At 57.5% G+C, this 20367-nt stretch carries 15 protein-coding genes and 1 tRNA gene; 6 read left to right on the top strand and 10 right to left on the bottom strand.

Annotated features, from left to right (window positions below; all coding sequences use genetic code 11):
• Nucleotides 1–372 precede the first annotated feature (372 nt).
• The gene (locus IAU67_RS00415) at nt 373–1485 is read right to left on the bottom strand and encodes an LGFP repeat-containing protein (RefSeq protein ID WP_225723559.1); all 1113 of its coding nucleotides are present in this window, start codon (nt 1483–1485) and stop codon (nt 373–375) included.
• Nucleotides 1486–1825: 340 nt separating this feature from the next.
• On the opposite strand from IAU67_RS00415, the gene IAU67_RS00410 reads away from it, so the two are divergent.
• Nucleotides 1826–2242 (top strand): hypothetical protein, encoded by a 417-nt coding sequence (locus IAU67_RS00410; RefSeq protein ID WP_151842751.1) that lies wholly within the window; start codon nt 1826–1828, stop codon nt 2240–2242.
• 1592 nt (nt 2243–3834) lie between these two features.
• Here the strand turns inward: IAU67_RS00410 and IAU67_RS00405 are convergent.
• From IAU67_RS00405 to IAU67_RS00385, 5 genes are all read right to left on the bottom strand, one after another.
• Complete coding sequence (locus IAU67_RS00405) at nt 3835–5181, bottom strand: hypothetical protein (RefSeq protein ID WP_151842752.1); 1347 nt, start codon at nt 5179–5181, stop codon at nt 3835–3837.
• A gap of 606 nt (nt 5182–5787) precedes the next feature.
• The gene (locus tag IAU67_RS00400) at nt 5788–6006 is read right to left on the bottom strand and encodes a hypothetical protein (protein WP_151843550.1); all 219 of its coding nucleotides are present in this window, start codon (nt 6004–6006) and stop codon (nt 5788–5790) included.
• A gap of 452 nt (nt 6007–6458) precedes the next feature.
• Entirely contained in the window at nt 6459–7265 is an 807-nt protein-coding gene (locus IAU67_RS00395) for a hypothetical protein (RefSeq protein WP_151842753.1), read from the bottom strand.
• Nucleotides 7266–7289: 24 nt separating this feature from the next.
• The gene (locus tag IAU67_RS00390) at nt 7290–8528 is read right to left on the bottom strand and encodes a tyrosine-type recombinase/integrase (protein ID WP_151842754.1); all 1239 of its coding nucleotides are present in this window, start codon (nt 8526–8528) and stop codon (nt 7290–7292) included.
• A gap of 177 nt (nt 8529–8705) precedes the next feature.
• Nucleotides 8706–8793, bottom strand: a tRNA-Ser gene (locus IAU67_RS00385).
• A 140-nt stretch (nt 8794–8933) separates the two neighbouring features.
• Here IAU67_RS00385 and IAU67_RS00380 point away from each other — a divergent pair.
• On the top strand, nt 8934–9977 hold the full coding sequence (locus tag IAU67_RS00380) for an NAD(P)H-quinone oxidoreductase (RefSeq protein WP_151842755.1): 1044 nt from the start codon (nt 8934–8936) through the stop codon (nt 9975–9977).
• Nucleotides 9978–10013: 36 nt separating this feature from the next.
• Here IAU67_RS00380 and IAU67_RS00375 read toward each other — a convergent pair whose 3' ends face one another.
• Complete coding sequence (locus tag IAU67_RS00375) at nt 10014–11402, bottom strand: aminotransferase class V-fold PLP-dependent enzyme (protein ID WP_151842756.1); 1389 nt, start codon at nt 11400–11402, stop codon at nt 10014–10016.
• Nucleotides 11403–11623: 221 nt separating this feature from the next.
• On the opposite strand from IAU67_RS00375, the gene wzm reads away from it, so the two are divergent.
• The 3 genes from wzm to IAU67_RS00360 are packed head-to-tail and all read left to right on the top strand — an operon-like array spanning nt 11624 to nt 15269.
• Complete coding sequence (gene wzm / locus IAU67_RS00370; RefSeq protein WP_151842757.1) at nt 11624–12514, top strand: galactan export ABC transporter permease subunit Wzm/RfbD; 891 nt, start codon at nt 11624–11626, stop codon at nt 12512–12514.
• A 39-nt stretch (nt 12515–12553) separates the two neighbouring features.
• Nucleotides 12554–13342 carry a galactan export ABC transporter ATP-binding subunit Wzt/RfbE gene (gene wzt, locus IAU67_RS00365; protein WP_151842758.1) on the top strand — a complete coding sequence of 263 codons (789 nt, stop codon included), beginning with the start codon at nt 12554–12556 and terminating at the stop codon, nt 13340–13342.
• A gap of 28 nt (nt 13343–13370) precedes the next feature.
• Nucleotides 13371–15269 (top strand): long-chain-fatty-acid--CoA ligase, encoded by a 1899-nt coding sequence (locus IAU67_RS00360; protein ID WP_151842759.1) that lies wholly within the window; start codon nt 13371–13373, stop codon nt 15267–15269.
• A gap of 15 nt (nt 15270–15284) precedes the next feature.
• Here the strand turns inward: IAU67_RS00360 and IAU67_RS00355 are convergent, their stop codons facing one another.
• Both IAU67_RS00355 and IAU67_RS00350 read right to left on the bottom strand, forming a co-directional pair.
• A complete protein-coding gene (locus IAU67_RS00355) occupies nt 15285–16505 on the bottom strand; it encodes a hypothetical protein (RefSeq protein ID WP_151842760.1) in 1221 nt (406 codons plus the stop codon).
• A complete protein-coding gene (locus IAU67_RS00350; RefSeq protein WP_151842761.1) occupies nt 16502–18265 on the bottom strand; it encodes a YiiX/YebB-like N1pC/P60 family cysteine hydrolase in 1764 nt (587 codons plus the stop codon). Before IAU67_RS00350 ends, IAU67_RS00355 begins: the two co-directional genes overlap by 4 nt.
• 230 nt (nt 18266–18495) lie before the next feature.
• Here IAU67_RS00350 and glfT1 point away from each other — a divergent pair, with 230 nt between their 5' ends.
• Nucleotides 18496–19401 carry a galactofuranosyltransferase GlfT1 gene (gene glfT1 / locus IAU67_RS00345; RefSeq protein ID WP_151842762.1) on the top strand — a complete coding sequence of 302 codons (906 nt, stop codon included), beginning with the start codon at nt 18496–18498 and terminating at the stop codon, nt 19399–19401.
• Between the two features lie 4 nt (nt 19402–19405).
• Here the strand turns inward: glfT1 and IAU67_RS00340 are convergent, their stop codons facing one another.
• Nucleotides 19406–20257, bottom strand: a complete 852-nt coding sequence (locus IAU67_RS00340) for an alpha/beta fold hydrolase (RefSeq protein WP_187767924.1) — start codon at nt 20255–20257, stop codon at nt 19406–19408.
• Between the last annotated feature and the right edge of the window lie 110 nt (nt 20258–20367).

The following is a 20367-nucleotide window of genomic DNA, read 5'->3' as shown; positions in this document are numbered from 1 at the left end:
ATTCGGCCGATTTGAAGTTGCATTAATTTTAGTAGCAGGGTTACCGCGCTTTCCATGATTTTGTTGTATTAGCCACCCGCGCCAAGAGCTTCTTTTGAGAACTCCTCCCAAATATAGTTCGTTAGGTAAATTGTTACACCAGTTTGTAGCTCTAGCATGTATTTCATATTTATTTCTGCTTTTTGCAGTGCCGGACACGTGAGGCTGCCCAGCCTTTCCACCGCAGTCAATATTTGATAGTGTGATTGGATCATCATTACTTTTAATGCGCGGTTCCGCTTGAGCTTGAGAAACAATACTAAAGCTAACGATCACCGCTGAACATAGCGCTGCGAATCTTATCCCAATGCTCATTTTAAACTCCCAAATTTCTTAATCTTCCTCAATATTCCAGGTAAATAATTGACTTAGGTCAGCGCCCACATTTGCGCTACCAGGAACGTACTGGCGAATATTCCCGTTTTGAAATGGCTGTGTTGCCTCCATTCGCTCAATGTCACCCACTGGCCCCACTGGATAGCCGTAGCGGCCTTTTTCATATCCCTCATTGGCCCACTCCAGCAGATGTAATCCAGTTACCTCCCAGGCACCAGTATGCGGAGTCCAATAGATTTTCCCACCAAGAAAGTCGCTAAACCTTCCCTGCCCATCAGGAGTACCCGCCTCATCAGCAACCGGATAACCCAACGGACCCCCCTCAGCACCAATCTCAACCCACCGATCAAAAATCCGCCCCTCAACAGACGCCAACCCCGCCAACGAACCAAACACATGAGCCCGCTGAAAATCCTGCCGACGCCCCACACCATCACCAAGACCATACTCATCACTGACCGGATACCCCATCCGACCAGCCTCCCAACCATTACGCGCCCACACAGCAGAAAAGTGAGTAGTAACCGGATGCGCTCCAGTAGTCGGATGCCAATAAATAAAACCATTCACAAACTCACTCCGACGCCCCACACCATCCGGAACACCCAACTCATCCGACTTCGGCCACGTCAAAAAACTCTGCGGCCCACCCAACTGATCATACTTCTCCCGAATTGCACCACAGACCTTATAAGGACTTGGCCAATACGTCCGACAATCCTGCCCCACCCCACGAAAACCCACACCCTGCCTCTCAGCAGCCTCTTGCACCTCAGCCCGATCCGCCTGCTCCTTCGAAAAACCCCCAGGAATCTCCTCCCGATCAGAACGCATCCCACCGACCACAACCCGAGACTTCGGATCAACAGTAGGAACCCACCCCGCACCAGCATGATTATCAATCACATTATCCCCAAAACCAGCCTCACCAGGCACCAACCCCTCACGACCCGGGGAGACGGTATGAATATTGGCATCCTCAACCACCCCTGCAGCGTCTCCTGTTGCATCATTGGAAACTGTATGTTCTTGAGCGTTGACCGATGCCCCCATACACACCAATACAGCACATACCATTAGTGTTGCGATACACCCGCGCATGCTATGCATGGAACGATCTCCTATCGATATTGGTAGTTCGGTAAACAAATATAGTATTTATATTAGCGCTTGCCTGCCGAAATGTCCATAAGGTTCTTGACTTTCGGCTCTCGTATCTCCGGCCAGCATCGCTCGATCACGCATTCGCCACGAGGTACTCTTCCTCCCCCGCCCACCTGCACAGATACAACTAAACCCCAGCTCATCGCTGAACTGGGGAAAGTGATTGGCGGAAGTAGAGGGACTTGAACCCTACCACCCTATCTATGCAGGTCACAGGCACTATGAGGTCACCTCTCTACCTCATTTTGACCATTTTTTGACCAATCCGAAAGGAATCCACAACCTCATGGCCATCGAGCTACCTCCCCAGGATCAACCAGACACATACAACGGCATACGAAACACGGTGCGAATCCAGGCCATCCACATCGACGGAACAGACCTCAGCAACCCAATCGCACACCTATGTGTCACACCCCATCAAGGGCGTGCATACTGCGGTGACCTCACACGGGGCAATGCCTACTACATCACGGGCTGGAACTACCGAAATGACATAGGCGCCCGGCTTAAGGTAGATAACCGCGGGATCATCCTGCACACGCTCATCGAGGCCATCCCACAATGGACATTCAACCGGCGCCCGCTCACGCTCTGCCCACTCTGCCACACCATGCTGGCCTGCGAAGCCGAAATGATCGGATCACGTGACTACAAAATCAAGGGCACGATCAAAGAAATGGATAAGTTGCCACCACGATAAGCCCGGCGCACTACGCGGGGCTGCTACGCACACTATGCGTATCAGATAAAAGGGTACGCACACAGTGAGTACCCTTCACCTCCCAGCTGACAGACCGGTTTGCAGGTAGCCCGCGGTATGCCTAGGCGGTGTTCAACGCCTTAGACGGCCTTACATCGCGCCGGGCGGGTGCCCTCATGTCTGCTACCGGCCTTCATTGCAGGGGGGGGTGTCGATACGCCACCACCTTCATGTCCCCACATGTGACATTTTCCCTCTCTCTATCGAGCTGCCCCTGTCTACAACTGGCCACGTAAGCCCACAACAGTCTGCTTCACCTCACCTATCATCCAAAATCCCCAGACTCGTACATACCCTTAGCCACAATGCCCTCCGGGGCGCGGGCTGGACAGCCTGGGGGTCATCCCCCCTACCCGGCGTGTGGCCTGCTATTGCCCCGGCGGTGGTGTAGTCATCGAGGCCGGGGGAGCTGATCCGGATAGTATCCGCACACTTTTGTCATGTGACGGTTGTGGGGTGGTGGTCTGCCACCTCATCGAGGGACGCCCGGCGCGGTGGGTGGTTATCCCGGCGCGGTGGGGTCGCGATACGCGATGCCATGAGTGGCCATCAGGGGCGCCCTCATTATCGCTGTGGGCTTCATAGGGGCACCGGGGCTGTGTAGCTAGTAGCTCGGTGGTTTATGGCGCCTGCGGGCTTCACAGCGCGGTTTCGGGGCACATGAGCATGTTTGGTTGATCTTGCCATGTTGTCTACCTCATCGAGCTTGCAAGTGCTTTGCTGCTGTACCTGTTGCCATACCCGCGCCGGGCGGGGCGGGGGACGCGGGGGCGCGCCGGGCGGTGGGGTAGCCCGGCTGTGTCTCATCTCATCGAGCTTGGCAAGGGTTGTGCTGCTTGACTGTCTGTGCTGTCCTGCTGGCCTGCTGTGGAGGCGCTAGGGGGTCGCGATACGCGATGCCCTAGGGATCATCGAGGGGCGCCTGTCGCGCCGGGCTGTGGGCTCGGTAGGTCAGGCGGGGTTGTGGGTTATGCCCTGCTTTATTCGGTGGTGGTTGCTGTGGCTCGGCTGCTTTCTTTGTGGCTTATACATGCGCCACGGCGGTTTATTTCTCTGCTACGGAATTACCGGGGGTTTATCGCCCGGCGCGATAATACGGGCTTTATCGAGCTGTGATATTCCACGGCCTGCAATACCCTTTATGGCTATGCAATTAAGCGACTACACCGCCCGGTGTGCCGGTGGGTGTGGGTTGCTGCCCTGGGGTGGTGGATCGCATGGGGGATCCTTCATGTGGCGGGGGTCATGATAGCCGGGGTGGGGTTGCCGGGTAGCACTGCACCCGGCGCGGTAGCACTACTACGGTAGCTGCTTTGGGGTGGTGTCACTTTTTATTGCACTGCCACCATTGACACCATTGACACCATGCAGGTCACGGGTGGTTTTCACTGCCACCAATGATTGCCACCATTGCCACCACGGGGCTGTTTTCCGGCGGTGGTGGTGGCAGTGGTGTCGGTAGGTGGTGGCACTAAAAACATGCTTTGACCTGCATGGTGTCATGGTGGCAGTGGTGGCAGTGCAAAAAACACCTACTGTGCGTAGTCAGGGTGTAGGTACACGGTCACTGGGAACTGTCTGCCATGCCTGTCGGTGCGACACTCGGTAGTCTCTAGCACCTTCCCCTCCGCTGCAAGCTCTGCCACTAAGTCCTGCGCTCCGTACTGCCGTTGCTTGGTAGTAAGGCCACGCTTAATATCGAATGTGCTCATATATTCCCCTGCACTCTTTCTACAATTAGCCGGGTAGTGTTTCAATATGTCAAGCACCCGCGCCTTATATTCATCATGAAGTACCGCGTCCTTTTCCTTTTCGTCGCTCATTGCTTTTTCGTGTTTCCGGCGCTGCGCTGCCTCCCAGCTTTTATAACGCACATATGATGAGTGCTGCCATATCTTTTTAGCAAGGTGCCAATCCTGCTCATTCACATCGCCCGTGCGCCCGTCGATGAGAGATAGAGCTACAGCCAGTTTGAGACACGCAAACAGCCGGTGTGAATCCCATTCATGGCTGTGGGCACCCCGCGCTTTGTTGTAGCGCTCTGTATCATCCTCATTCCAATATGCCGGGGGGACGGTGACAGCCCTGGCTTGGTCATTACGATCAGGCACCTTCACATCAAGCGGTGGGGGCGCTACCGGCTTCACCTCAGGCGTTTCGGGATCCTCACAGTCAAACCACGCAAACCGCTGCGGTAGCCCGCTGCCGTCATGCTGTAGCAGACCGTAGCTGTTGCTTGGCTGAACATTGGCAATGCAGGTAAGGCGGTAGCTACCCGCTGCCAGCGACCGGCTAGTGTCTGCGGACGCATTAGTGTTGCCCGTGGCTGCACCAGACCATAGCGACAGTAGTTTAGGGACGGTGACAGACCCCCGGCGGTTTGTCTGCCCTATGAGCTCGGTGATCTCATCGACCATGAGGATCCCACGCGATACGCGGGGCTGTGCTGGATCCTCAGGCGGTAGAAACACACTAATGAGCCCCTCACCTGTCCCCGGGTGAATATTGGCGATATGTTGCACCTGCTCTAGCTGCACGCCCTGCGGGTAGTGATCTTGAATACACACGGGGTGGCCTTCGCTATCGGTAATCCGTAGGGCGTCTATCGCTGCCTTGACAGCTTCACCTTTGCCAGCACCAGACCTACCCACTAGCGCAATGTACATATTCAAGCTGCCACCCCTGGCACTAGGCGCGCCGGGCGGGGCGGGTGTGGTTAGTTCAGGCGGGGTTGCTGCCAGCACATAGGCGATACACGCCCCTAAGACTGCCCAGGGGGACAAGCGCCGGGTTGCACGTGCCCGGTCACGTATGACCTGTAGGGACTTACGCGCCCCAAAAACATCATTGACCTTCACATATTCATGTTCATTTGCCACTGCTGTGCCCATCCTTACTGCTGTCGGTTGCTTGACTACTGCCCGGCGCGGCGTGCCCCGGGGTGGTTGTGGCACGTTCAATGAGCTGCCTAAGCCATCCGGCTTGCTCTAGAACATGGGCTATTTCCTCTATTCCCTGCCCTGCTGCCCGCTGTAGCGCGCTGCCCAGTGATTCCGCACCACGGCATGCCCGCCGTTTTTTGAGCACGTCTATGCGCCTGTGAAGCGTATGCGGACTGTCGATAGTCCCCCCAAACTCACTGGGGGTTGCCAGTAGGGTTAGCAGCTCGGCTGCTTTAGGGGCTGCTGTGTCCATGATCTGCACCGCGTCCACATGATCGGAACCATGCCCGCTGTCGATAGTGGCGTGTACATGCTCCATGATGGCAGTGAATAACTCACGCCGGGGTTCAGGGTAAAAATCATGCGCCACTAGACCGCTGTCTTGAATGAGGTTGTGCACAGATTGTGCAGGGCATGCCAGTAGACAGCGCAACACGGCTAACTCAGGATCAAGCACAGTGTGTCCAAAGGTGCTGCTATCCTGGCCTGTGAGAGCGCTGCTGGTCGCTGCTTCATCCCCCGGGTTGTGCGCCTGGGGGTTTTTCAATTGCCTAGGCATTGCTCACCCCGCTTTGCAATACGGGCGGGCGCGCCGGGGTACTCAGGATCATTCAGCCACGTGTATGCACCCGGGGTGTGTAGGGCTGTGCCGTTGCTGTAGTGGGTAGGGTTGCCGGGTAGCCCGGCGCGCCGGGCGATGATGGCAATGGTGTCTGTCATTTCCGCTGCGAGGGCTTGCACCCGGCTGGGGTGGTCTGCCACGTCGCTTATGTGGGTGCATGTGGCTGTGCACCATGTTGATAGGTAGATGAGCCAATCGGCGTGTGTGGTGCGGAGAGCGCGCATTATGCCACCTCCCAATCTTTATTGGTGGTGGCTACATTGTCGAAAAACTCCTGTGGGTCATACCTTACGGTGCGGTATCCAAATCGCCATGCGGTGATAGTTCCCTTGGCTGCGTGGCGTTGTAGAGTTTTTGCCCCAATTCCCCAACGCTCATAAAACTCTGCTGCACTTAGTAAGCCGTCTGGGATTGGCCTGGATACGCTCATGGCGTTACCTCAGTTTCTAAGCGACTAGGCGCGCTTACGCCCCCAACCCGGCTAGGGGCTGGGGAGTAGCGCACTAGGGACTTTTTCCCTAGCCAGGCTCACTTAGAATTGCCTTTACTGTCCACAATAGCACGAATGGGGGCAATCGAGACGGCATTGCCGTTATCGTCTATTTCGTCTGGCCTGCCCCTCCACAACTTTCTGCAAGGTCGATAACGTAACCCGCTGCTGCCCGGCGCGCCGTATGGCAATAAGCGCTGGCAATAGTTTGCCTGTGCTCACTTTCCAATGGGGGAACTGCCACACGTCAATGATCGACTGCAACTGAACACCACCAATCGGACGCATGCCCTTGGCCTTACTGCCAGTCGGATCCTTCAACGCGCCGGGTTCATCCATGTTTGTATCCCTCTTTGCCCGGTTGGCTGTGAGCTTCACATACTCCACTAGCGGATCCTGCTTAGGGACGTCTATGCCAGGCCGTTCCCACACGCCATGCTCATACTCCACGGGATCCTGCTGGGGGTATTGCCCATATCGAATGGCACCAAAGTTCACATAGGCGCGCATATCAGGCTCATAGTCCATAGGGTTAGGCGCGTGCCCTGCATGTGAATGGACAGCAAACAGTGTTTCCGGAAAGTGCCAAAACTCACGCCGTGGGGTGCTCTTAGCAAAGTGCACATACAGTGTCACGATCACCTTGCCGGTGCGGTCATTGATAACCCTTATCCACCTGTACTCACCCGGGGGAACCTCAAAACCAGGTAAGGGGTCGGAACAGCCGGGGTAGTAGCCTTCACCCTTATCGAGGTGGGTAGCTACCCGTGCCCAGGTTTCGCGTAGCTCATCGAGGCCTGGCCACTCCATCCACTCACTTTCTCCATCGACTGCAACGCGCGTGGGGGGTATCTGATCCCGGCGCGCATAAATATTCCAGCCTGCACCCTCAGGGATAGCGACACTCATGGACTATGCCCCTTTCTTTCTCATCTAGATAACGTCCCCACCGCTGCCAAACTGCTCCGCGCTCACCTTTGCCAGCACTGTCCTAGTGTGCTCAGGGCTCACCTTCATGTACACCTCTGTGATGGTCTTAAGGTCGGTCTGCCCTAGCACTTGTCCAATCTCAGCAGGGGTAGCGCCATTCTGCGCAAGGTGGGTAATCAACCAATTTCGGCCGTAGTGCGGTGTGATCTTGGCTGTCACCCCAGCACGATCCTTAGCCCGTGCAAGAATGTTTCTCATCGAGGTCGCTTTAACGGGGTTGCCCCTGCCGGTGGTAGTCAGGTAGTCACCCGGCGCGCCTGTGAAGCTGTCAAGGTGCGCCTGTACGACGTCATTGAACTCTGTGAAGATAGGCACATCACGTCTACCCGCTTTGGTTTTTGGGGGCTGCTCCACGGCGCGGGTTGCCCCTTTTCCGTCTTGCACATCCTGGATATTGCCACGCACCTGCGCAACCCACTGCGGGGCGTCGGGTGTGCCCTCATTGACTATCTGACTACGTTTCAAGCCCAGGGCTTCACCAATCCGCAGCCCCATGAACAGAAACAGCACAACCGCTAGCTTGTAGCGCTCTGGGGTTGCTGCCAGGATCGCTTGCATGTCCGCCGTTTTGGGTAGTTCCTTTTCCTTTGGTGTGGGCTTCACCCGCGCTGCTTTCACATCCACGGGGTTAGACGGCATAATTTCACGCTCTACGGCTTCATTACATGCAGATCGCAGGTGAATGTAGGCATTACGGTTGGTGGTGGGGGTGGGGAACACCTTGGCCATTTCATCCCACCACGCATACACGTCACGTTTTTTAAGGTCTGCCAGGGGGATAGTGGCTAGCTTAGCCACGCCCGGCGCGCCCTCCACCTCTGTTATCCGGTTACGTATGGTGCGCTCATAGGTCTGTAGTGTTGATTCCCTGCTTTTCCCCCGCTTGGTATCGAGCCACTGCATTACCCACGTGCCTACTGTGAGCTGTTGTGCTTCCTGCGCCCGGCGCGCTTCGGCCTTACTCACCTCCGGTGGTACCCATCTATGCTCTCGGATCGCCTGTAGCTGCTTTTCGCGCTCTGCTGCTGCTTCATGGGCAAAATCATGAAAGCTCCAATACCGTTTCCCGTCCGCGCCTGTGTACCGCTGTCGGTAACGCACTTCACCCTTTTTGGCTCCCTTACGTGTGCTGGGGAACGCGTCTACACCTGGGTAGTTGTTGAGGTTAGGTTTCCTGGCCATGTTGTGTGCTCTCTGCTGGGGTGGTGGTTGTGGTCATCGTGATTATTTTGACCAATTTTTGACCACCGGGGGGTGTTTTTTGACCAGAATGGTCTTGCATGGAATATACTACAACAGTGCCTACACCTGCACAGATACAACTAATCCCCAGCTCATCGCTGAACTGGGGAAAGTGATTGGCGGAAGTAGAGGGATTTGAACCCCCGGTCGCTCTCACGACGCTGGTTTTCAAGACCAGTGCATTCGGCCGCTCTGCCATACTTCCAGGCATTCACACTTCGATTCCCCGCGCCACCTGGCGGCACATGCGAAAAACCTCACGTAGTGAACAGGCACCATGTTACAACACTGGCTTCCCATAACCACAACCACAGCACCCGGGCGAAAATAGCTAGGGTGGGAAACATGACTCACGACAACGCTTCCCACAACAACACGTCCCCCACTACCAACAACACTTCCCACGCCATCGTGCAGACGGAGACCAACGACCCCTCCTCCCTCACCTGGCAGCCCGTCACCAAGCCCACCCCGAAAGACGGCGAAGCCCTGGTCGCGATTCACTTCGCTGGCGTGAACCGGGCGGATACGCTGCAAGCGGCCGGCCACTACCCACCACCGCAAGGTACTACGAACACTATCGGGTTGGAGGCTGCTGGCGTCGTTGAAGATCCCAACGGCGCGCAACGGCCGGACGGATCACCATGGCAGGCGGGTGACCAGGTGGCGGTCCTCCTCTCCGGCGGCGGGTACGCGCAACACGTCACGGTCCCGCACGGCCAGCTGATGCCGCTGCCCGAGGGCTACTCGCTGCGGGACGCCGCCTCCGTGGTGGAAGTCGCCACCACCGTGTGGTCCAACATCATGATGACCGCGCACGTCAACAAGGGCGACCTGGTGCTCTTCCACGGCGGCGGCGGAGGCATCGGCCTGTTCGGCATCCAGACCGCCAAAGCCCTCGGCGCGCGCGTGGCCGTGACCGCGGGCTCGCAGAACAAGCTCGATACCTGCGCGCGCTATGGCGCGGACATCCTCATAAACTACAAGGAAGAGGACTTCGCCGAGGTACTGACAGCGGAGGGCGGCGCGAATGTGATCCTGGACATCATCGGCGCGAAGTACCTGGACTCGAACATCAAGGCCCTGGCGCCGGACGGGCACATCGTCACGATCGGCATGCAGGGCGGCGTGAAGGGCGAGCTGAACATCGGACGCCTGCTCGCTACCCGCGGCACCATCAGCGCCACGGGGCTGCGTTACCGCGATCCGGAGGATAAGGCCCGCATCGTGCGCGCCACCTACGAAAACGTCTGGCCGCTGCTGGCCGACGGCACGATCCGCACGCACGTGGACCGGGTCCTGCCGGTTCAGCAGGCCGCCGAGGCACACAAGGCGCTGCTCGCGGGCGAGGTCACGGGCAAGATCGTGCTGGAGGTGCCGCAGGTTTAGCGGCGCTCATCACGCTGACTGACTGCACCGCCCCGCTCACGCCAGGGACGCCACCGCCCGGATAACCTGATCCACGTCGTAGGCCGTGTTGTGCGGCGAGAAAGACAGCGTCACCGCACCCGCCTCGTCCGCGGGCTCCTCGCCCCATGCGGCCCGGCGGTAGGGATCATCCACCGACGCCACCGCCGCCGCACTACTGTGCCGCCCCGGTCGGACTCGCCGTGCGCGTCGTCCCCCGTCGGCCATCTCGGGGTCGCCGAACACTCCCATCACGCGCAGCAGCTCGGACTGGGAGGGCCGCACGACATCCGCTACGACCCCGTGGGCCACGAGGCGCTGCTGTGCCACGTCGGCGGGGACGGCGTCCACGATGAAGGTGACGCGCGGGATGCGGTCGATGTTGTCGAAAGACGGGTTGGCGTGGAAGTCTCCGTCCACTCCCACCACGTGGACCGTGCCGAGCGCCTGCAGACCTTCTACCGCCCGGCGCGCCAGGCCGCCCGTGTAGGCGTTGACCTGCGGCAACGTTGTTTCCAATCGACGCCGCCTCGTCCCCCGCGCCTCACCATCAAGGGAAGCGAGGTGCTCCACAGCCTCAGGCACGCCACCCAACAGGCCTTCGGATACTCCGCCGATCTCCAGGACGGTGCGCAGGCTGCGCCCGCCGAAGGGGCGGAGGCGATCCATGACCTCTGGGTTGTGGAACACCAGGGCGCCGATCTGCGGCCCGCCCAAGGAGGCGATGTCCACTGCCACAACGTCGGCGCCCAGCGTCGGCAGGTCAATGACGCGGTACGGCGCGATATTGTCTACGTCCACCACCACCAAGGCCTGCGGAGTTTTCTTGCGCACAACTCCGGTGATCGCCGGGATGTCGTTCACCGCGCCGACGTGACGGTTGGCGGCGCCCACGGCCACGAGGGCGGTGTGCTCCCCCACCAGTTCCGCGAATTGCCAGCTGGGCAGCGCACCGGTAGCCAGTTCGGGCTCGGCCCAGCGGACATGCGCGCCGAATAGGTCGGCGGCGCGGGTCCACGGCGTGATGTTGGCCGGGTCATCCACGCGGGAGAGAACAACTTCTTGGCCCAAGCGCAGCTTGTGGCCCATCACTTGCGCCAGCCCATCCAGCAGCGCTGCGCGCGAAGGCCCCAGGATCACGCATTCGGGGCGGCCTCCCACGAGGTCGGCCGCTGCCACTCGGGCGGCATGTTCAAAGGTTTCCCCCAGGCGTCGCCCCGGCTGCTCAGTACGGGAGTGGAATCCGGATCCCACTTCGATCGGCTGCTGCAAGTTGGAGACTCGGAAGGCCCGCGCCACAGCCGCGGAGACCTTCTCGGGAACCTGGGGGTGTGACTGCGCATTGACATAGGTCCATCCATCCGACAAGGACGCATAGAGGCCGCGCACCCTGGGATTATCGAACACACATCCTCCTCATTGGTCCTGCGCTGCAGACGTGCCATAGCCTGCCGCCGATCGACGTCCTCATGATCTTAGCGCCTCACTCCTACATTCGTAATACCTCACGTATGCAGCCGCTCCCCATCACTATCGACGCCGTCCGGCCCCCTCCGCGCCCACGCCGCCACACGCCTACCGCGTGAGAATTCCTAAGAATAAGGCACCGCGGGAGTAAATTAGGTGCAATGAGTACTACGCCCACTCCTTCACCCGACTTTGCGCGCATGACTGCGCAGACGGATGCCTCGGAGATCCCCGCGTCCCGCTCCCAGACCTTCGGTGCGTCGTGGCGCGACTTACGCCAAGGCTTCCAACAACGAGAACTGTGGCTGGCCCTGGGTTGGCAGGACATCAAGCAGCGGTATCGCCGTTCCACGCTAGGCCCCCTGTGGATCACCATCGCCACCGGTGTGATGGCGCTGGCTCTGGGTCTGCTGTACTCCCTGCTGTTCCAGCAGGATATTAAGGTCTTCCTTCCCCACGTGGCGGTGGGACTTATTCTGTGGGGCTTTATCTCTGGCTGTATTAAGGAGGGCTCCGAGGTCTTCATTGCCAATGAGGGGTTGATTAAACAGCTTCCCTCTGCACTGTCGGTGCATGTGTATCGCCTGGTGTGGAAGCAGTTTCTATTCTTGCTGCACAACCTGGTGATCTGGGTGATTCTGATGCTTATTTTCCGGCCGCATTTGGGCTGGGAGTTGGCACTGGCCATTCCGGCGATGATCCTTCTGGTTATTAATGGCGTGTGGGTGTCCATGTTCTTCGGAATCATTGCCACGAGGTTCCGCGATGTGGCGCCGCTGCTGGATTCTTTGGTGCAATTGGCGTTTTACATGACACCTATTGTGTGGACCACGAAAACGCTGGAAGAGCAGGGCGGTGAGGTTGCTCAGCGCGCGAAAATTGCGGAGCTGAATCCTCTCTACCACTATTTGGAGATTGTCCGCGCGCCGATGATCGGCGAGCACCTGGAGACGTATCACTGGTGGATCGTGCTGGGCTTCACCGCGGTGGGCCTGGTGGCTGCGCTGCTGGTGATGCGCCGTTGGCGTTTCCGCGTGAGCTATTGGGTTTAAGAGAATACAAGCAGGACAAACTGGTCAGGACTTTTCATTATGGTTTCCATCGATACCTATAACGCCTGCGTCGATTTCCCTATTTTCGACGCCAAGACTCGCTCCATGAAACAAACCGTCCTGGGCGCGGCCGGTGGTGTGATCGGCAAAAACGCGTCTAATACAGTGATGGTGGAGGCCTTGCGGGACATTAATCTCCACCTCCAGGATGGCGATCGCGTGGGCCTGGTGGGCCACAATGGCGCGGGTAAATCCACGCTGCTGCGCCTCTTGTCTGGAATCTACGAACCTACCCGCGGCTCCGCTGTAGTGAAGGGCCGTGTGGCGCCCGTGTTTGATCTTGGTGTGGGCATGGACCCCGAAATCTCTGGCTACGAGAACATCATTATCCGCGGCCTTTTCTTGGGCCAGACGCGCCGTGCGATGCACAAGAAAATGGACGAAATTGCGGAGTTTTCCGAGCTGGGCGATTATTTGGCGATGCCGTTGCGCACCTATTCCACGGGTATGCGTATTCGCCTGGCGTTGGGCGTGGTGACGTCCATTGACCCGGAGATTCTGCTTCTGGATGAGGGCATCGGCGCCGTCGATGCCGCGTTCATGGCCAAGGCTCGCACCCGGCTGGAGGAGATGGTGAAACGCTCCGGAATCCTGGTGTTCGCTTCCCACTCCAATGAGTTCCTGGCGCAATTGTGCGATTCCGCACTGTGGATCGACCATGGGGAGATCCGCCAGCATGGCGCCGTGGATGACGTGGTGGAAGCCTATGAAGGCCCTGAGGCTGGGGCGCACGTGCGCACGGTGCTGAAGGACTTGGGGCGCCGTTAGCTCGCGCCACTCGTTGGCGCACGGGCGTATGCTCGACCCTGACCCCGAGACATCAACTCCATCAAACAACGCTCGTGCGGCATCCCCGCACAGAAAGCGGAGCTCAAGCGTGACACATCCAGACAACAGCAGCGGAAACACTCCCGACCAGCAGGAATCTACCGGATCGCAGGCCTACGACACCAAGGCATGGCTCGAGCAGTACACCCCCTGGACAGCACACACCATCGATCTGGATGACCCCGCAGACAACCCTCGCGGCTTCACGCTTCCGGAGATTTTTTGGAATGGCGTGCGCGATTACTCCACCCGCACGGCGTTTAGTTTCTTCAACAGGTCCAGCACGTATGAGCGCTTCGGCACTGAGGTCGCCACAGCCGCGGCCGCCCTCCAAGGACTCGGCGTGCGTCCGGGAGACACGGTGGCTCTCGTTCTGCCGAACTGCCCCCAGGCGCTGATCGCCTTCTACGCGGTACAGACCCTAGGCGCGATCCCCACGCTGCATAACCCGCTGTACACCGCGAAGGAACTGGAGCACCCCTTCCAGGATCACGCGGCGAAGGTTGCGTTTTTCTGGGATAAGTCCGCCGATGTTGCGGAGAAGATGCGCCTGAACTCCCCTGTGGAGACCATCATTGCGGTCACGTTGATGGACGAGATGCCGTGGCCGCTGCGCCAGGCATTGAAGCTTCCTGTGCCGGCGTTGAAGAAGGCGCGGGCGAAGCTGTCGGGCCCGGCACCGGCGGCGTTGGCATGGACGGAGTTCATGAAGCGTGGCGAGGACAAGGCCGGCCAGATCCGCGCGGACGGCCTTGCCTACGCGCAGACAACCAGCGGGCAGAAGATCGAGGCCCAGGATCCGGCGCTGATCCTGTACACCTCCGGCACGACGGGCCAGCCGAAGGGCGCTGTGCTGACTCACCGGAACCTCATTGCGAATCTGCGCCAAGGGCTCGCCTGGGTCAAGGGCCTAGGCACGGGTCCGAAGCCGGAGGTTATGCTGGCGGCGCTGCCGATCTTCCACGCGTACGGCCTGACGATGAACATCACCATGGCCCCGTTGATCGGTGGGCATCTGCAGCTTCTTCCTGCGCCGGAGATGGATCTGGTGATGAAGGTGATGAAGAAGAACATGCCTACGTGGATGCCGGGTGTGCCGACTCTCTACGAAAAGATCATGGAAACCGCAGACGAGCAGGACATCTCCATCAGCGGAATCCGCGCCAGCTTCTCCGGCGCCAGTGCGCTACCCGCCTCCACCGTAGAGAAGTGGGAGCGCCTCACCGGCGGCAAGATCGTTGAGGGATATGGGCTGACGGAAACCGCGCCGATCATCGTCGGTAATCCGATGGGCCGTGGCCGCGAGGGCTACATCGGCGTTCCGTTCCCCTCCACGGAGGTGCGCATAGCCGACCCGAATGATCCTGATGTCACCATGCCGGATGGCGAGGCGGGGGAACTGCTTGTCCGCGGGCCACAGGTGTTCAAGGGATATTTGAATAAGCCCGACGCCACAGCCTCCGCCTTCCACGGCGAATGGTTCCGAACAGGCGATATGGCGGTGATGGAGCCTGACGGCTTCATTAAAATAGTCTCCCGTATTAAGGAGATGATCATCACCGGCGGGTTCAATGTGTACCCCGCGGAGGTGGAAGAGGTGTTGTGCGAGCATCCGTCCATTGATCAGGCCTCTGTGGTGGGCATTGAGCGTGGTGACGGTTCGGAAACCGTGGTGGCGGCCGTGGTGTTGGCGGATGGCGCCACCGTGGATACGGCCGAGTTCCGCGAGTTCGCGGCGGAGCGTTTGACGCGATACAAGGTACCGCGTCGTTTCCACGCGTTCCGTGAGCTTCCTGCGGATCAGTTGGGTAAGGTCCGCCGCCGCGAGGTGCAGGAGCTGGTAGAGAAGACTGAGCGGGAGAGCTAGCGGGAGAGCCTTAGCCTAAGAACAACGTACAGTGTAGTCCTTATCAACGGGAAGCACGTTCATCACGACCATAAATGATTCCCCGAACCGTTTAACATAGGCTTTTTTGGGAATTTCGTTATATCCACGCAGCCTGATGAGCTCTCCTACGCATTCTGGGTTCTTAAGATCCACAGGTAAGATCGCCTGCCCGTTGTCGAACTCGGTTGGCCGGGCGACCACGAAAGCTTTGCCGTTGTCGTATGTTACTGAGACTGGGTTCGGCCCTTTAACATCAAGCTGATGCTTGTATATGAGCTTTCCGGTGTTCAAATCCGTGGCCGTGAGAAAGCTTTCGCCATCAAGGCTATAAAATACATCGCCTTGCACTACATCGAACCGCGACAACGAGGGGTATTCAACATCTACTATGGTGCTTGGACTTCCAATGTGTAATCCTTGCTCTCCTTCTAATACTGGGAACGCAAGTCGTTTACCATCGGCATCATGACCGAGTATATAGCCCTTTTCTAACCCACACGGCAAAAGACTTGCAGAAGATGGACGCGAAGGAAGAGATTCAGCCAATTCTATAGCAGTTGGCTCGCCTCCAAGGCCCCAAGTTTTCACCTTCAACGACCCTTCACCAAACTCGTCTTTTTTATCGTGTGGATCAAACTCAATCCACCGGATCGTACCATCATCACATACGGTCAAGGCATCAATATCTCTGGGAACATCGAGCGTTCTCGATTCTTCTGAATTGGCAACAACAATTTGAGTCTTGACTTCGCCAGCTGCAGGCGAATCATGAAAAGAAAAAGCAGCATATTTTCCATTATTTGAGACCCTTGAGGAAGACTGCAATCCAGCTCCCAACTCTGGAACCTCGAATCTCTGACGCTCATTCAGTTTATCATCATATATGATGATTGAATCTCGATCTGGCGCGACAAAGCCATCACTTATCCTCTCTATGGAGGGAAAGTACGTTGGGGCGATCGAATGAACTCTCCCTCCCGAGCCATCCTCCGCAGACCAGAATAAATTATTCTTATCTGCGCGGTTTAGGGGCAAGGCCGTTTCCGTAGAAATGCCGACGAACGTCCTCGCTGTAGCCGAGTCAGATTCAGGGACCGGAACCTTTTCTGGACCACTGCTCCAGATATACACAGCACCTATTACGAGACCTAATGCAACAACTGCAGACAGGGCTATAAAGGGTAGCCACCTAGTCAACTTACGACGTCGCGTCATCTGAAAATCCTCGTATTATGAGAATCCAGAATATCCTTAGGGTAGACGGCAGGTTGATAAGGCTCGTAAGGGAATTTCTCTCCAATGTCTAGTCCTCCACCAGAGGCATGCTTATACGCAGCCCACACTAGCTGAGAACAATTATATGAATCTCTATCGATCTTTCCGATGCGCGTAGTTGCAAAGTTACTCTGATAGCCCTTGCCTACTTTACTCTCCGCCCATGTTGCCGCACGTTCCCTGGTTGAATTATCTGTGTTCACGGATAAATACACCGGCTTACACACTCCAATGCGTTCTTTCCCTACCAGGCGCTGTACGCCTTTCTCTGGACTTACCGCCTCTACAGTGGCAATCTCTTCTGCATCTGCTTTTCCCGAGGTAACAAATATTCCATTGTGGCCATGGTTTATAACTTTATACCTCACAGCCTTTGAGTAAAATAGATCGCCTCGATTGGTCCGTTCGTTACCCGGCTTAACAAAGTCAGGAGGGGTACATGCTCTACTGAGAGTAAACGAGTCTTTGCGCACTATTTGGTCCGGATCTATCCCATACTCATCAGGATTGAAAGAATCAGTGAAGTCAAGAGATTCTTGTCCACGGCGGAAGGCTTCTAGGAATCCTTCCCTCACATCGATACCATGCGCCTTAAAGTCTTCTTCAAGTTCTTGATAGAAGGCGTCGATTTCTGCTTCGTCTATCTCGAGTAGTTGCGCCAACTCGGGCACGGGGGACTCGTAGCCATTGAGCTTGCCGTTTTCAAAGGCTTGGGTAAGACGAAATGCTCCGTTAGACTCTGGCGCACTTACCGGATAGCCCAATCTACTTCTTTCGTAGCCCATCTGTGACCATTGGGTTAATACGGAACCGAGAATCTCATGTGCCCCATGACGTGGATGCCAGTAGACCATTCCCCCGGTAAACCGACTAAACCGTCCCTGCCCATCAGGAGTACCCGCCTCATCAGCAACCGGATAACCCAACGGACCCCCCTCAGCACCAATCTCAACCCACCGATCAAAAATCCGCCCCTCAACAGACGCCAACCCCGCCAACGAACCAAACACATGAGCCCGCTGAAAATCCTGCCGACGCCCCACACCATCACCAAGACCATACTCATCACTGACCGGATACCCCATCCGACCAGCCTCCCAACCATTACGCGCCCACACAGCAGAAAAGTGAGTAGTAACCGGATGCGCTCCAGTAGTCGGATGCCAATAAATAAAACCATTCACAAACTCACTCCGACGCCCCACACCATCCGGAACACCCAACTCATCCGACTTCGGCCACGTCAAAAAACTCTGCGGCCCACCCAACTGATCATACTTCTCCCGAATTGCACCACAGACCTTATAAGGACTTGGCCAATACGTCCGACAATCCTGCCCCACCCCACGAAAACCCACACCCTGCCTCTCAGCAGCCTCTTGCACCTCAGCCCGATCCGCCTGCTCCTTCGAAAAACCCCCAGGAATCTCCTCCCGATCAGAACGCATCCCACCGACCACAACCCGAGCCTTCGGATCAGCAGTAGGAACCCACCCCGCACCAGCATGATTATCAATCACATTATCCCCAAAACCAGCCTCACCAGGAACCAAACCCTCACGACCCGGGGCAACCACATCTGCAAAAGGATTAGTGACCCCGGCCGCGTGCTTCCCCTCGTCAGCAGCAACAGTAGGCACGAGCCCCATCACCGCGACCACACTCGTCAATAGCGCTAAACATGAACGTTTTACCTGCATGACCTACCCACACTCCTCAGTGGTTAGTATAGAAGTACTACATAGACGCCATGCTAACAGACAGCACACAGGTTGCGCACAGGATTTTCCAAAATTAAAGTTCATGAGCTTCTCAAACCATGCAAACGCAGCCTGATTGACCAGAAAGCCAGACACTTCCCCCGTGTCACACAGCATGAACTGGCGGAGTATGCGCGCAGTAAGGGTGGCGACATGGCACACTAGAAGCCATGAGTCTTCGCACCACCGATACAGTTGCCGCAGTTATTGTCACCCACAACCGAGTGGACCTTCTGCGAGCCTCCCTGACTCAAGTAGCGAATCAGGAAGGGGCACATGTCCAGCACATCATCGTAGTGGATAACGGCAACGATCCTGCGGTCGAGGCACTGGTGACAGAAGTTGCGGGGGAACGCGCCCACTACGTGGGCTCCGCGACGAACTTAGGCGGCGCAGGCGGTTTCGCTTTAGGCTTCTTAACCGCGTTGCGACTGGGCGCGGACGCTGTATGGTGCGCCGATGACGATGGTCGGCCCGAAGGCCCCCATGTGTTGGCAACCCTCCAAGCAGTTGCCGCCAAGGAGGGGCTAGATGAGATCAGCCCGGTGGTCTGCAATATCGACGACCCAGACAAGCTGGCGTTCCCCCTGCGACAGGGAGTGGTGTGGCGTAGGCGTCGGGATGAATTAGACGGTGACTTCCTGCCTGGAATCGCCAGCCTCTTTAATGGCGCATTAATCAGCGCACGGGCGATGGAGATCATCGGCGTGCCGGATTATCGCCTGTTTATCCGCGGTGACGAAGTGGAGTATCACCGCCGCCTAGTGCGCAGCGGCTTGGCATTCGGAACGTGCCTGACCACGGCGTATCTGCACCCGGACGGCAGCGACGAGTTTAAGCCCATTCTGGGTGGGAAGATGCACACGCAATATCCCGATAGTGATTTCAAACGATACTTCACGTACCGCAATCGCGGCTACATCATGAACCAGCCGGGAATGCGCCGGCTACTTCCCCAAGAATATGCCCGCTTTGCGTGGTTCTTCTTGGTGCAAAATAGGGACGTTAAGGGCTTTCGAGAGTGGTTCAACCTGCACAAGGCAGGTCGCCAAGAGCGCTTTAACCGGCCCAGCTAATCCGCTATCTTATGAAGTCCCTCATCAACTGAGGCCACGCATCCACGTCCTCCGGCGTGCGAGCAATATGCATCTGCGCATGCGGCAGCACCTCCGCTAACGTTTCCGCGCTCTCCACAGGGTGGCCAGCATCCCCTACCCACCCAAGAATCAGCACGGGGCACTCAATACCCGCAATATCTTCTTGAGGCGGAAGGTTCGCGCGGGCGGCCCCGCGGTAAACAATGGGAAGCATCGATTCCAGAACATCGGGAGCCGTGTGCGGCCGATCAGGACGTACTGCTGGAGGAAGAGTTTCCTGACGTGTGTACTCGGAATAGGCCTCCAGGCCATGCTCCTCCACATACGCGGCTGAAAGCTCATATCCGTGCGCCCGCTCGCTCCGGGTGGACCAGATCGTGGGCGGAATACCTAGAATGAGCTTGTCGAAAAGACCTGGATAGCGAACCTGGGCTGTCAACAAGGTCGCACACCCCATTGATTGGCCAATGCCCACCAAAGGGGCAAAACTGCCCGCATTCTTGTCGATACATTCAGGCCATACCTGTCCCAACACCCCATGCAGCGTCTCGGCTAAAGCGCCCCACACAAAGTCATCCTCAACGGCCTCGGCCCCATTAACAAGGCGGGTTTGCCCGTGACCCGGCGCATCAAAGCGCAGTCCTTCGAACTCCCCCAGAGAGGACAGAAAGTTCAAGCCCAACACCTGATCGCGCTGCATGGAACTGGTGAGCCCATGAAGCTGCACCACCCGAGGCCGATCAAGGGAGTGAGAGTGTTGGGGGTGGAGGCCGGCGTCGGAAAAAAGATCATAGGCGATACGCCACTTCCCCACGGTGAGTTTCGATAATGTCAACGCGCCTGACCCTTCCCTGAAACATTTCCTACCTAGTGTCTCCATTATGCGACTAACCACGATTAATACCATGCACCTGCGTCCAGGCAGCGTGTACGCCTATGGAGTGA

Source organism: Corynebacterium zhongnanshanii (assembly GCF_014490575.1).
Lineage (GTDB): Bacteria > Actinomycetota > Actinomycetes > Mycobacteriales > Mycobacteriaceae > Corynebacterium > Corynebacterium zhongnanshanii.
The sequence above is the reverse complement of the archived record's forward strand: the minus strand, read 5'-3'. Positions and strand labels throughout refer to the sequence as shown.

Bases quoted from the DNA above. Each gene is read 5' to 3' on its own strand.
- IAU67_RS00415 (WP_225723559.1), bottom strand. From the start codon at position 1,485: ATGCATAGCATGCGCGGGTGTATCGCAACACTAATGGTATGTGCTGTA.
- IAU67_RS00410 (WP_151842751.1), top strand. From the start codon at position 1,826: ATGGCCATCGAGCTACCTCCCCAGGATCAACCAGACACATACAACGGC.
- IAU67_RS00395 (WP_151842753.1), bottom strand. From the start codon at position 7,265: ATGAGTGTCGCTATCCCTGAGGGTGCAGGCTGGAATATTTATGCGCGC.
- IAU67_RS00390 (WP_151842754.1), bottom strand. From the start codon at position 8,528: ATGGCCAGGAAACCTAACCTCAACAACTACCCAGGTGTAGACGCGTTC.
- IAU67_RS00380 (WP_151842755.1), top strand. From the start codon at position 8,934: ATGACTCACGACAACGCTTCCCACAACAACACGTCCCCCACTACCAAC.
- wzm (WP_151842757.1), top strand. From the start codon at position 11,624: ATGAGTACTACGCCCACTCCTTCACCCGACTTTGCGCGCATGACTGCG.
- wzt (WP_151842758.1), top strand. From the start codon at position 12,554: ATGGTTTCCATCGATACCTATAACGCCTGCGTCGATTTCCCTATTTTC.
- IAU67_RS00360 (WP_151842759.1), top strand. From the start codon at position 13,371: ATGCTCGACCCTGACCCCGAGACATCAACTCCATCAAACAACGCTCGT.
- IAU67_RS00355 (WP_151842760.1), bottom strand. From the start codon at position 16,505: ATGACGCGACGTCGTAAGTTGACTAGGTGGCTACCCTTTATAGCCCTG.
- IAU67_RS00350 (WP_151842761.1), bottom strand. From the start codon at position 18,265: ATGCAGGTAAAACGTTCATGTTTAGCGCTATTGACGAGTGTGGTCGCG.
- glfT1 (WP_151842762.1), top strand. From the start codon at position 18,496: ATGAGTCTTCGCACCACCGATACAGTTGCCGCAGTTATTGTCACCCAC.